Annotated in this window: 12 protein-coding genes, 1 pseudogene and 1 other annotated feature; of the genes and pseudogenes, 11 read left to right on the top strand and 2 right to left on the bottom strand. The window is 39.0% G+C overall.

Features of this window, described 5'->3' with window-relative positions; genetic code table 11:
* Positions 1–212 precede the first annotated feature (212 nt).
* A complete protein-coding gene (locus tag ACLJJ6_RS09665) occupies positions 213–707 on the top strand; it encodes a PTS glucose transporter subunit IIA (protein WP_412989241.1) in 495 nt (164 codons plus the stop codon).
* Between the two features lie 15 nt (positions 708–722).
* Positions 723–2,225 carry a PTS transporter subunit EIIC gene (locus ACLJJ6_RS09660; protein WP_412989240.1) on the top strand — a complete coding sequence of 501 codons (1,503 nt, stop codon included), beginning with the start codon at positions 723–725 and terminating at the stop codon, positions 2,223–2,225.
* Between the two features lie 141 nt (positions 2,226–2,366).
* On the opposite strand, the gene ACLJJ6_RS09655 is transcribed toward ACLJJ6_RS09660, so the two are convergent.
* Positions 2,367–3,608, bottom strand: coding sequence for an ISL3 family transposase (locus ACLJJ6_RS09655; RefSeq protein ID WP_412988599.1), 1,242 nt, complete (start codon positions 3,606–3,608; stop codon positions 2,367–2,369).
* A 492-nt stretch (positions 3,609–4,100) separates the two neighbouring features.
* On the opposite strand from ACLJJ6_RS09655, the gene ACLJJ6_RS09650 reads away from it, so the two are divergent.
* The 9 genes and pseudogenes from ACLJJ6_RS09650 (at position 4,101) to ACLJJ6_RS09610 (ending at position 11,794) form a co-directional block, all read left to right on the top strand.
* Entirely contained in the window at positions 4,101–5,198 is a 1,098-nt protein-coding gene (locus tag ACLJJ6_RS09650) for an ABC transporter transmembrane domain-containing protein (protein WP_412989239.1), read from the top strand.
* 96 nt (positions 5,199–5,294) lie between these two features.
* A complete protein-coding gene (locus ACLJJ6_RS09645; protein ID WP_412988322.1) occupies positions 5,295–6,224 on the top strand; it encodes an IS30 family transposase in 930 nt (309 codons plus the stop codon).
* A 50-nt stretch (positions 6,225–6,274) separates the two neighbouring features.
* Entirely contained in the window at positions 6,275–6,727 is a 453-nt protein-coding gene (locus ACLJJ6_RS09640) for an ATP-binding cassette domain-containing protein (protein WP_412990468.1), read from the top strand.
* A 94-nt stretch (positions 6,728–6,821) separates the two neighbouring features.
* Positions 6,822–7,028: a binding site (T-box leader), on the top strand.
* A 75-nt stretch (positions 7,029–7,103) separates the two neighbouring features.
* Positions 7,104–7,647 (top strand): annotated as a pseudogene (locus tag ACLJJ6_RS09635) (ECF-type riboflavin transporter substrate-binding protein).
* Between the two features lie 4 nt (positions 7,648–7,651).
* The gene (locus ACLJJ6_RS09630; protein WP_412989238.1) at positions 7,652–9,364 is read left to right on the top strand and encodes an ABC transporter ATP-binding protein; all 1,713 of its coding nucleotides are present in this window, start codon (positions 7,652–7,654) and stop codon (positions 9,362–9,364) included.
* A complete protein-coding gene (locus ACLJJ6_RS09625; RefSeq protein WP_412989237.1) occupies positions 9,357–10,190 on the top strand; it encodes an energy-coupling factor transporter transmembrane component T family protein in 834 nt (277 codons plus the stop codon). Before ACLJJ6_RS09630 ends, ACLJJ6_RS09625 begins: the two co-directional genes overlap by 8 nt.
* A 629-nt stretch (positions 10,191–10,819) precedes the next feature.
* Positions 10,820–11,026, top strand: coding sequence for a hypothetical protein (locus ACLJJ6_RS09620; protein ID WP_412989236.1), 207 nt, complete (start codon positions 10,820–10,822; stop codon positions 11,024–11,026).
* A 67-nt stretch (positions 11,027–11,093) separates the two neighbouring features.
* Complete coding sequence (locus tag ACLJJ6_RS09615) at positions 11,094–11,327, top strand: DUF2922 domain-containing protein (protein ID WP_412989235.1); 234 nt, start codon at positions 11,094–11,096, stop codon at positions 11,325–11,327.
* Between the two features lie 251 nt (positions 11,328–11,578).
* Complete coding sequence (locus tag ACLJJ6_RS09610; RefSeq protein WP_412989234.1) at positions 11,579–11,794, top strand: hypothetical protein; 216 nt, start codon at positions 11,579–11,581, stop codon at positions 11,792–11,794.
* Positions 11,795–11,864: 70 nt separating this feature from the next.
* Here ACLJJ6_RS09610 and ACLJJ6_RS09605 read toward each other — a convergent pair whose 3' ends face one another.
* Complete coding sequence (locus ACLJJ6_RS09605; RefSeq protein WP_412989233.1) at positions 11,865–13,067, bottom strand: MFS transporter; 1,203 nt, start codon at positions 13,065–13,067, stop codon at positions 11,865–11,867.
* Positions 13,068–13,117: the final 50 nt, after the last annotated feature.

The following is a 13,117-nucleotide window of genomic DNA, read 5'->3' as shown; positions in this document are numbered from 1 at the left end:
GCTTCCATCTTACCACATTGAAACTAGTATATACAAGTGGAAATAGATAATATTATTAAACTAAATCCTATAATTACACTACTATCACAAAATAGAATAAAAAAGTTGACAACTTGTATATACAGGATGTATGATGATTGCGTTGTTAGGAAAGCGCTTTATAAAAGCGCTTTAATCAGAAACGAGCCAAAAGTCAATGGGAGGAATACAAGATGTTTGGATTTGGGAAAAAGAAAAAGGTGGCGACTGATAATTCGCTTTACGCCCCGGTTACAGGTCAAGTGATTGAGCTTAGCGAGGTTAGCGACCCGGTTTTTGCCCAAAAAGCAATGGGAGAAGGCTTAGGTATTAAACCAAGTAATGGGCAAGTTTTTAGCCCGGTGGCAGGCACAGTCACTATGGTTGCCAATACGAAACATGCGTTAGGCATTACGATGGCAAATGGTCTGGAAGTTTTGATCCATATGGGTGTGGATACGGTCGATTTAAAAGGCGCACCGTTTACCATTGATGTTAAGGTCGGTGACATTGTCAATGGTGGTGATGCCGTTGCTACGATTGACTTGGACCAGATCAAAGCAGCTAAGTTGGACGACGTCATTATTGTCGTCTTTACTAATTCGGCAGATAAACTGGATCAATTGGATGTCACGACTGGCGAAACACAGGCTAAGGCCAAGATCGGTTCCGTTTCACCAAAAGCTTAAGGGGAGGTTTTAAAAATGGCAAAGGATTATACCAAACTTGCTTCCGACATTATTGAAAATGTGGGTGGTAAGCAAAATATCAAAAGTTTAATTCACTGTATCACCCGTCTTAGATTCTATTTAAAGGATGAAAGTATCGCTAATGATGATGTCATTAAGAACTTGGACGGCGTGATTGATGTTCGGCATTCAGCAGGACAATATCAGGTTGTGATTGGTGCGGCAGTAACGGATGTTTATAACGCCGTGATTGACCAGTTGGGGCCTGAATATGCAGATGAAAACGCGACGGAAGCTGCAGTTGCAGAAACGGCAGCAGCTCAGGGACCAGATAATCGCACATTTGGTGAAAAAGTCAAAGACGGCTTCAGTGCGTTAATCGGGGTGATTACCGGCTCAATGATGCCTGTCGTGGGCTTATTGGCAGCTAGTGGTATCCTTAAAGGATTACTGCAAATGGCAATTGATTTTCATTGGACAACTGCGACGTCACAAACTTATATTATTCTTTCGGCAATGGGGGATGCAGCTTTTTACTTCTTACCAGTTATTGTTGGTTTTACAGCCGCACAACGGTTGAAGTCGGATCCCGTGATTATGGCTATTATTGGTGGCGTTTTGATTTATCCAACGTTATTTTCAATTGCGACGGGAACCAAAGTAACGGGTCATTTGCTCGGAATGACCATTAATGCTAATTTGTTTGGGATTCCAATTCATTTAGTCAATTATACTTACACGATTTTCCCAATTATTGCGGGCGCGTGGATGGCACATTACATCGAAATTTGGTTAAAGAAATGGATTCCGCAAATTCTCCAGATGATCTTTGTACCGCTGTTTGAAGTGATAATCGTCTCTGCGTTAGTGATGGTCATTGTTGGACCAATCATTACCCTGATTAGTACTGGTATTTCTTTTGTTTTAGATGCAATTTTGAAGTTCAATTATCCAATCGCTGGTTTGGTTATTGGCGGCCTTTATCAGATCTTGGTTATCTTCGGTCTGCACTGGGCCATTGTGCCATTGATTGCGAATGATATTGCCTCGAAAGGCTACAGCTACTTGAACGCGATCGTTTCGATGACCATGGTGGCGCAAGGGGCAGCTGTTATGGCAATCTTCTTCAAATCAAAAATCGTCTCAATCAAGGAACTTTCTGGGGCGGCTGCCGTTTCAGCTTTCGTTGGTATTACGGAACCTTCGATTTACGGGATTAACTTGAAGTATGGCCGGGCATTCCTAACGGCTAACATCGGTGCTGCGGCAGGTGGTCTTGTTACAGGTCTGTTAAATGTCAATATGTACGGGTTTACCGGTTCTATCATTGGGTTCCCATCCTTCTTTACACCACTTAAGTTTGGCGGTGGGATGAGTAACCAGATTAACTTTTGGATCGCGACTATCGTGACGTTAGTTGTGGGCTTTGCCTGCACATGGATCTTTGGTTTCAAAGATGAAGACGTGGAAGCAGAAAAGAAAGTTGTTCGTCATAAGACGCTTGGTAAAGAAGCTTAATAAATTATTTGAAATAAAATGAATGTGATAGTAAAACAGGGTTGAAATTCTCATCAAAACGAGAATTTCGGGTCTCTGTCAAATTGTATTGGTAGAGATTTTTGAAAAGCATGTTCACTTCGGTGAATGTGTTTTTTTTGTTTACGCATAAATTAAACTGATACGAATGAAAAAGTTATGAATATTTTGAAAACCAAAACAGCTACGCTTTAACACCTTAATTTTACGATTTAGTCCTTCAATAGGACCGTTGGAATACGGGTAACGACAACTATTGAGAACAGCAGGACCATTCTTTATTAAAGTTGAGATAGTAATATCCATTTGGTTGCCAGCCGCCTTGTAGTTGGCAATCAAGGTTTTAAATCCAACCGCATCTTTTTGTTGAATGGCTGTTAGAATTCCTTGATAGGTTTGATACACAGTTTTAAATTCTGGAAATTCATCTAAGGCTAGGTCAATGGCGTTCTGTTGGGTCATGTATTCGTTGATACCGCGTAAATAGATAAGTTTAGTATCATTGACCTTTTCTTCTGCCAAATGGAACAAACGCCATTGCGATTTTAGAATGCGATAAACTCGGGAATGCTTATCTTGAAAAGTATGGATCACACGTGTACGTTCGTTATCCAGTGCCCGACCGGCAAGTTGAATAATGTGGAAACGGTCAATGATGGTTATTGCCTTAGGAAATAACCGATGAATAAAGCCAGCATACTCAGCATTCATATCAACGGTGATTGTTTGAACTTTCATACGTTCTTGAACTGAATAGCGAGCTTCAAAGTAATCAATGATATCCTTACTAAGGCGATCCTTAAGAATCACAATGCGGCGATGACTAACGGCATCGCAACAGTTAAAGGACATTAGATGATTACAGGAACGGAATTCATCAAAACAAAGATTTTGGGGGAGTGTTTTAACACGATAAGCTAAGTGAATATTCGCATTTAAAATGCGTTGAACACTACTTGGTGAAATCCCACAAATCTTAGCGATTTCTTTACTGGTCAGCATATCCCGAGCCAGAACAATTACTTGATGTTTCACATTATGCGTAAAAGTTTCATTACGTTTAACGAGGTTAGTTTGAGCACCACAGGTTTTTAAACACCGTTTACATTGATATCTTTGTCGTTTTAGCTGCATCTCATAACGTCCACCTGATAAGGTTCCCAATCTTAGATGGCCAATGTGAGTTCCATTTTTGATTAGAGATTTATGGCCACAATGAGGACATTTTAAAAGTTGATAGGAAAGGATAGCGTGAACGACATGAACGTGTTGCCCATTGGGATAATGTTCCTTAGTAATCTCAGTTACAGTTAAATTAGGGTCTGTTATTTCGAATAGGCTTAGGATAGAATTAGTTAGGGACATTTGTTTTTCCTCTTTTCGATTTTATTTGGCGATTAAATCGTAACACAAAGAGGGCAAATGTCCTTTTTTTTCAAAATAAAAACTGGTATCAGTTATTCACCAATACCAGAAAGTGTAGACCCAGAATTTCGACCCTGTTTTTATTCTAAGAAGCTAGTTCTTTCCAGCTCCTTTGCTATTACATAAATCTTTGAAAACTTAAGCAAGTACAAAAAGATTTATATTGATACTTATTATGATAAAACGAAGTGCATTTTAATCTAAATGTCATTATTTACAAATGGCACTGATGTTGCCTTCATCGTTCTCACGATCTTCTTTTTCTGGAACAATTGAAATGTCGAAGTTTTCTGTCATTATTACCATCTTCTAGGTTTGATTTAACCGGTTGACATAGGTATAAAGTGTTGTATATTAAATATCAATGGGATAGATTAAATTTTAATTAAAAAATATAAAAACTGGCATTACAGTTAAAAGGGGAGTCCGAGAATGATTTATAGATATGAGTCCAAACTTAATTTTTTGATTTTAAATATTGTTTTTGCAATCACAAGTTTAGATAATTTAGTAGTGGCATTTGTAATTAGTGGCATGACAAATTTTGCGACAAAAAAAAGTTTTGATGGTTTTTTTAATTTTGTCTTAGTAGCTATATTTTCAGTTGTTATTATAGGTGCTTTTTCAATTCTAGCTAATTCGATGGAAGGAAATATCACAAAAAGAATAAATCAAAAATTACGTACACAGATTTTTTCCAATGCTTTGAACGATAAAAGTAAGAAGCAAGATTACTTGAGTTTTCTTATAAATGATTTTAAATTATTGGAGACCAATGGATTAGAGTCAGAATATTCTATTTTAAAATCAGTATATGCAGTAATAATTTCTGCATTTTCGTCATTCTTTCTAAGTTGGGAACTAACGCTGGTTTATGTTATTGGGTCTTTAATTCCCTTAGTAATTTCGAATATCAGCCAATCCCCCATTTCTAGGGCGTCTGATGGTTGGTCAATTGAAAATAAAAACTTCACGAATAAAACGAAAGAATTTTTAGACGGGAGAGAAACTCTCAATATATATAATGGAAAAAATGTTGCAATACAAATCGAGAATGGTTTTATTGGCAAATTAGAAAGTAGTTTAAAAAAGATGAACTTAATTATTAATAATTCCAGCTCCTTTATTGAACTGGCTAGTATACTTTTCAATTTAATTCTACCATTCGTTTTTGGGACATTTTTAGTAATAAACGGGTCTCTTACTTTGCCGATCCTATTTGCAGTTGTACAGTTGGCTAATTCTATTACGGGTCCAGTTGTATCCATATTAGGATATCGAAATAAGATTTCTTCGACTAGAAATATAAAAACACATATAAAAATCAAAAGTAACTTTAAAAGACCCGATGAAGTTAAGCAGGCATTTAAAAGTATGACGTTAAGTAATATTTCACTTTTAAGAGGGGGAAAGCCCTTGATAAGGAATTTGAATTTATCTATTCAACGTGGACAAAAAGTTGCTATTACTGGTAGATCAGGTATTGGAAAAACTAGTTTTTTTAATTTTTTACTAACGCAGATTATATAATTAATTCGAACACCTAAAAAAATGTAAACAAAGACCCATAGTAATGTCCTACAATGGTAGTCACCACAACCAAACCATGAAAGAAGATACATTACTATGAGCTTCTCTACTTTAACACAATTCGATCGCGGTGCCATCTACCATTTGCTAAATATCGGTTATTCTCAAAACAAAATTGCTTCCGCACTCAATGTGTCCAAATCCACCATCAGTTATGAACTCAAGAGAGTTCAGCCATATAACCCTATATTGGCACAGGCGGATGCCGAACAACAACGACATCATTCAGGAAGAAAATCAATTTTAACTCCAATGCTGAAACGCTTAATTGAGAACCATTTACGTTTGACACATTCACCTGATGAGGTCGCACATGAGCTTAGACTTTGCACTAGCTCAATCTATAACTGGATTTACAGTGGCCAAATCAACTTTAAGGCTGAACAATTGCCCGACAAAGGACAACGTCACAAACATCAAGATGAGCGTCGGGGAAGCTTTCAGGTTGGTAAAACTATTGAAAATCGTCCTCAAGCTATAAATGATCGCTCCGAATTTGGACACTGGGAAATGGATACCGTTCTTTCGTCACGAGGTGGTTCAAAGACATGTTTGGCAACATTTGTAGAAAGAAAGAGTCGTCTAGTTTGGATGATTAAAATTCCAAACCGTAGTCAGAATGCAATGAATAACGCCATTGAAACCTTCATCAGAACCTTTGGTCCAGCTGTAAAATCATTTACAGCTGATCATGGTAAAGAATTCTCAGGTTATCAACTCATTGAAGACACCTATCAACGTGAGGTATATTTTTGTCACCCTTATTCACCGTGGGAGCGTGGAACTAATGAATATTTCAATCGCAAAATTCGTTGGTTCTTTCCTAAAAAGACAAACTTCGCGAAAGTCACAGAAGAATCAATTATTGAAGCAACGGAGTTGATTAACAACCGACCATTAAAAATTCTAAACTGGAAAACTGCCATTGAAACATTCAGGGAACTATTTAGTAAGTGTTCGAATTAAACTTGTAATCTGCGCTAAATTATAATTTTTTTGGTGGAGGAAGTTATAAAATAAATAATACAGAAATTAATATAAATAATATTACTAATTATCAGCACTTGTTCTCCTATATTACTCAAAGTACTGACGTTTTCAATGAATCGTTACTGTTCAATATTTCTTTAGGCAATCAATTTGGGACTAGTGAAATCAATAACGCTCTAAAGGGGGCTGGTCTTTCAATACTAGCTAAGGAAAAAGGTTTAGATTACCAGATCGGTGAAAAAGGGGAGAACCTATCAGGAGGACAAATACAAAGAATAGGAATTGCGCGCGCAATATTGTTTGACAGGCCCATCATTTTGGCCGATGAGATTAGTGCTTCTTTGGATGACGAAACCTCAAATCTAATTCATCGTTATTTTTATAACTCACATAGTACCATACTAGAAATTACACATCATTCCTCTCAAAGTGATTTAAAAAAATATGCAAAAGTTGTTAATTTTAATGAACTTATTTAAATGGGACATGTTTAAGCGGTAATGAGCCATTTTCAAAAAAGTGACTTGTTATAAAGTTCGTTTTGGAGTATTATCAAACTTATTCAGAATATTAAAAAATGCTGTGAACAGATGAGTAAGTACAAAGCGGATTTTAAAGAGAGCTAGGATAGTGAAAACTAGCAATGAAGGAGTACTGAAGATGGTCTGGGAGCGTTGCGGTGAAAATAAGTTTTAAACTGCGGGTGTAAAAATCCTTATGAATTGAGATGAAGGTTTTTACGTTCAAATAAAGGTGGTACCGCGGTCAAACGTCCTTTACTTCGAAATGAAGTAAGGGCGTTTTTTATTGGGTAACAAAATTTAAAAACTATTTTGGGTATAAGGAGAGAGACTTATGAACAAAAAACAAGGTATGTCAGTAAGAACGGTCGTGGCAATTGGGATTGGAACTGCCATTTTCTTTGTGTTGATGCGCTATATTCCGATTCCAACCGGAGTTCCAGACACAAATATTAATTTAGCTTACGGATTTCTAGCTTTAATGGGAGCCATCTTTGGACCTGTTGCAGGTGGGTTAATTGCCTTTTTAGGGCACATGTTTAACGACTTGATGGTGGACATGGATCGTTGCGGACGGTATTTATGGTGTTTTATTCGGCTTAACCCGGCGAACACTAAATATTGAAAATGGGGACCTGTCCAAGCGCAAATTGATTCTTTTCAATGTTTATCAAGTTATCATCACAATCGTCGTTTGGGGAATTATTGCACCAACTGGCGATGTCCTGTTCTATTCTGAACCAGCCTCAAAAGTCTATTTACAAGGTATTACCTCAGTGATTTGCAATGCTTTGTCCGTTGGTATTTTGGGGACCATTTTGCTAGTTGCTTATGCACGTACACGATCAAAGAAGGGCAGTTTAAAGGAAGAATCTTAAGTTTATGAAGAAACCAATCATTAGTTTTCAAGATGTTAGCTTTCAGTATCACAGCCAGTCCAAACCAACCTTGAATCATCTAAACTTTGATATTTATCCTGGCGAGAAAGTCTTAATTGCCGGGCCTTCAGGTTCAGGGAAAACCACAATCAGTCGCTTAATGAACGGGTTAATTCCTTCAGCATATCCAGGAAAATTAAACGGAAAAATCTTAATAAATGGGCAGTCGATCGCCGACCAGTCAATTTTTGACCTTTCTTTAAAAGTTGGAACCGTGCTGCAGGACCCGGACACACAGTTCGTGGGGCTAACCGTCGCGGAAGATATCGCTTTTGCACTGGAAAATGATGCTGATTCACAGGATGATTTGAAGCAAAAAGCGCGTAAATGGGCACAGCGTTTGAATATTCCCAGGATTTTGAACCAACATCCCCAAGAAATATCAGGCGGGCAAAAACAGCGGGTAGCCATGGCCGGTGTCTTAGTTGATGAGGGGAAAATTCTGTTATTCGATGAACCCCTAGCCAGTTTAGATCCTGTAGCAGGTCGGGCGTCTATTAAACTGATTGACGAAATGCAAAAGGAAAATAACACGACAACGGTAATTATTGAACATCGAATTGAAGATGTTTTATATCGACCGGTGGATCGCATTATTTTAATTGATGGCGGCCAAATTGTGGCAAATGATACTCCAGAGGTGGTTTTGAAGAGTGGCATTTTACCTCAATTAGGTCTTCGTGAACCTCTTTATTTGTCAGCGTTAAAATATGTTGGACAGGATTTAGCACCTCTTAAACAAGTTGCGAGTGTCCAAACGGTAACGCTAAAGGCCGCTGCTACTGAACAACTGCAAGATTGGGGACACCCACAGCTGCATTCTCAGGCACCAACCACAGACAAACCGCCGTTACTGGAGGCACAAAACATTTCGTTCGGCTATGGTGATAAACAAGTCCTTAACCGGTTGAATTTACAAGTCCGTGCGGGTGAAATGGTAAGTTTAGTGGGAAGAAATGGTGTTGGTAAGACAACGCTTAGTAATGTTGTGACAGGATTCTTGCATCAAGATACGGGCGACCTTCTTTTGAATGGTCACGACATCAATGAGGCCTCTATTAAAGAACGGGCAGACCACATTGGTTATGTGTTGCAGGATCCGAATATGATGATTTCCAAAAATACGGTAACTGAGGAAGTTGCTTTGGGATTGGTTCTAAGAGAAGTGGATGCCAGCAAGATCGAAAAACGCGTGGCACAGACACTAAAGGTATGCGGATTGTATGCTTACCGGCACTGGCCGATTTCTGCTTTGAGTTATGGGCAAAAGAAACGGGTTACCATTGCTGCTATTTTGGTGTTGCAACCGGAACTTTTGATTTTGGACGAACCCACTGCTGGCCAGGATTGGCGGCATTATACGGAAATGATGACTTTTATTCAGAGTTTGAATCGTCAATTAGGGCTTTCCGTAATTTTTATTACGCATGATATGCATCTCATGATGGAGTATACCGACCGGGTCGTTGTTTTAAATGATGGTCAGATTGCATATGATGATCAGCCGATGAAGTTGTTTGCCAATTTGGACTTGCTCAAGCAGGCGTCTTTAGTAGAAACAAGTTTATTTACGCTGGCTCAGCGTGCGGGGGTGGACCCGGAACAATTAATTGCCAACTTTATCGCGCAAGAAAAGGCGGGGCGTTCGCATGAATAATAATGTTTTAATTGGCTATAAGCAACGAGACAATTTTGTTGACCGGTTGACGGGAACGACAAAGCTGATTGGGCTAATTGCCCTTTCAGTCATTGGCATGGTAAGTTTCGACACGCGTTTTCTGGTGATATTAACAATTTGCTCGTTAGTACTATTCCGTGCATCGGGGATTAAGTTTCGCGAAGTTTCGTTTATTTTGAGTTTTATTACAGCTTTTTCAGTCTTGAATTTAATTGCGGTTTACATTTTTGGGCCGCAGTATGGCGTGCATTTGTATGGATCTGAGCATGTCATTGTGCAAGGTGTGGGAATTTATAATTTGACATGGGAGCAGTTGTTTTATGAGTTTAACTTGTTCTTGAAGTACATCTTGACGGTGCCGCTCGCGCTGGTGTTTTTGATGACGACGAATCCGAGCGAGTTCTCATCGAGCTTGAATCGGCTGGGGATTTCATATCGAATTAGTTATGCGGTGTCATTGGCGTTGCGGTATATTCCGGATGTCCAAAATGATTATCGGCAAATTAGTAGGGCACAGCAGGCGCGAGGAAACGAGATTTCTAAGAAAGGTAAATTGACGCATCGGGTGAAGGCGGCGGCACAGATATTGTTGCCCCTGATTTTTACGAGTTTGGATCGAATTGAGACGATTAGTCAGGCGATGGAACTGCGGCGATTTGGAAAATTGAAGAAAAGAAGTTGGTATGCGCAGCGGCCGATGAGACGAAGTGATTATGTGGCGTTGTTGGTGATTGCGCTGGTGGTGCTGGTTGGATTGGTGCTGTTTAAGGTGAATGACGGTAGGTTTTATGATCCGTTCAAATAAGTGAGCGAGGCAAAACGGTAAAAGGGAGAAATTAAGCGCAATGGAGGCGGGATCGCGATCCCGCAGGAGTTGTGCTTAATTTCTCCCTTTTGTTTTGCCGAGCTGTCCTAAAGCTCAGCGGAAAAAAGCAGGGGAAGATGCAATGGAGGCGGGATCGCAATCCCGCAGGAATCTTACGTAGGTTATTAGGACTGACTTGTGAAACTGTCCTAAAAAGCAGTGAGTGGAATATGAAGTAAAACTAGCTAAACCCGTTATTTAAAAAATGGCGATGGACAATATGCAGTCGTGAGTTTAGATGAATATGAAAAGTTCGATGGATTAAACCTGTTAGAAGAATAAAAAGTAGCTGGAAAGGCTCACTTTACAATATGGAAGATGTTTGTCGTCAATCGTTGGCGCAGTAAGTTGGACAATTGGCCCTATAAAGACAGGTACGAATATTGAGAATATTTAGTCATCATGGGGACGTTCTTGCCAGATTTAGCAGCAGCCTAAATTAGAGAATCAGAAATTTTTGCTTCTTTTTTATTTCTTTGTTTACATTTGGCATTCTGAAACGTTATTAGTATATGTAAGCCGTCGCGACACTTACTAAAAACGTATGAGAAAACTTGGAGGAAATCACAATGGAAAAGAATTGGTTAAAAACGGCTGTTGCAATCACAATGTCTGGAGAAGGGCACGAAGATGGATTGAAACGCAGCTTTGCAAATATGCCAGCAGTTGTCAGTGATGCGCAAATTCAGGGTCTCGGTGAAGTCCTTGAAGCAGTTTCAAACGATAAATTTGATTTTGCTACTGTGACAACAACAGAAAAAATTGTAAACAACTAAAAAATAAATTAAATCATCCCGCATTACCCCAAAACTATGGACAGCAAAATACAAGGAGGAAATTTTTATGAAACAATTAGATATGGAATTTGTGAGCAGTCTTGGTAAGGTCCGCCACATCAAATTAAAGTATGTGAATGAAGGATTGCAACCAGATGCCGTACGCACGGCAATGACCAAGTTGGCTGATTTGAAAGTTTTTATTAAGGACGGCGAAGAATTATACGCCCGTCCCCAGGCAGCTAAGTATATTGAAACAATTGACACACCATTGTTTGACGATGATGCGCTCAAAGCATAATTAAATTAAAACGAGGAACTGAGGCAATTTTGATAGTTGTCTCAGTTTCTTGTTTTTTTAGCTATCCATAAACTGATTTTGACTGGGTTTAAATATAAAAAGGGGTTATTTACGCCAGTTTTTAAAATTAGTGGTATAACAAAGGTGTTGGGGGTATTTCAAAATTGAGACAGTCAACACATCAGCTTGATGCTTTAGCTTCACGCATGAACTGATGGGCTTCACCCAAAAATATAATTGGAGGTTTTAGTATGGCAGCATTAGCAGAAAAAACCGCGCTATTAGACACGGCAACCAAAGATATTTTTGATTGGAGTGACGATGCCACACCATTGCGGGATGCAATGTGGGACAAAGTCATGGAAAGTAATGGTCACAATACAGACAAGACGTCTGAACAGGCTGCAAAATGGGAAGATATGAATGATACCGACTTAAAGGCTGCAGCTGAAAAGCTTTTGAAGTAAAAATTGAATTCGAATCTAAAACCAAAATCCCAAGATCATGTCGATCTTGGGATTTTTTTGACCTTTTTAGTTAATTTTTATGAGTGAGAAATGAGCGACCGATAAGCCCTAATAAACAGCTTACCAGTAGAAAAAGACCGACAACAAAAAATGCTTGTTCAAAGTGCAGCCAAGACACAAGAGCACCCACAATGGGGAAAAAGCCAATCATGACTAAGCTAAACATCATGCTCATGACGCTAAGTAGAGTTGCGCGAGCGTCGGAAGGAATTTGTTGCTGGAGATAATCATTAAAAATTGGCTCAACGACGGTGGTAATTAAACTAATAAGGATGAAGCAACAGGTTAAAATGGGAAAACTGGGAATAAGACTGGCAAGTAAGCCCACTATCATCAGTCCGATGAGCCCAACAATCAGGTGTCGTTTAGACCAATACTTTTCCAATTTGGGCGCATTTTTGGCACCAAAAATATTAAAAATAGCAGCCAATATCATCACGGCGCTAATTTGCCAGCCGCGGAGATGATAATTAGACATTAAGGTTTGAAAATAGAAAAAATAGGTAGTTCCAACCGCTTCGTAACAGGCCAGAAAAAACATCAATATGGCAGTTAACCTATGGGTACGCAAAAACTGCCAGCTAGTAGCTATGATGGTTGCCAGAGTGGTTGTCGTTGATTTTTCAACCGATGTTTCAGTAAGCGGTTCTTGCATACGGAGAATAGCGGTAATTGCTAGGAATGAAGTAAAAATATAAATGACGTAGGTTAATGAAAAATGCCAGTGCACAAAGAAGCCAGCAAGCATTAGTCCCAACATGTCCGCAAGTTCGTAAATTGCATTCAGGTTCGCAGTAATTTTTAAATAATGATTTTCTAAGTGTTGTGTTTTCAGGGATTCGAAAACCAAAGCTTCATTGGTTCCAGAATCTAGATTGTACGAAAAGGCCTGGATGATAAAAGCCAGCGCGAACCACCAAAATCCAGTTCCCGTTAAAAATAGGATGCCAGCAATAATAGCCATGATGCGGCCGATTATAAGTACCGTTTTAAAGGCGAAACGATCGGCAAGGGTTCCCGAGGGTACTTCAAATAATAAACTGGCAATATGGAAGATGCTTTCTAAAAGGCCAACTTGAACGAGGGTCATCCCTTGCTGAGTCAGATAAATTACCCAGAGACTGGTAATGCTAAAAAAGGCCCAAAAGCTGTAATGATAGTTAGCGTGAACGGTACGATTGACAGTTGCATAATTTCTAAGGTTAGTTTCCATGTGGCACTCCTAAAATGTGAGAGCGACCAATAAAAAAGCGGGCTGCCAAA

Source organism: Pediococcus siamensis, from assembly GCF_047220215.1.
In the GTDB taxonomy this organism is placed as follows: Bacteria; Bacillota; Bacilli; order Lactobacillales; family Lactobacillaceae; genus Pediococcus; species Pediococcus siamensis.
This window is presented reverse-complemented; position numbering and strand designations above follow the sequence as displayed.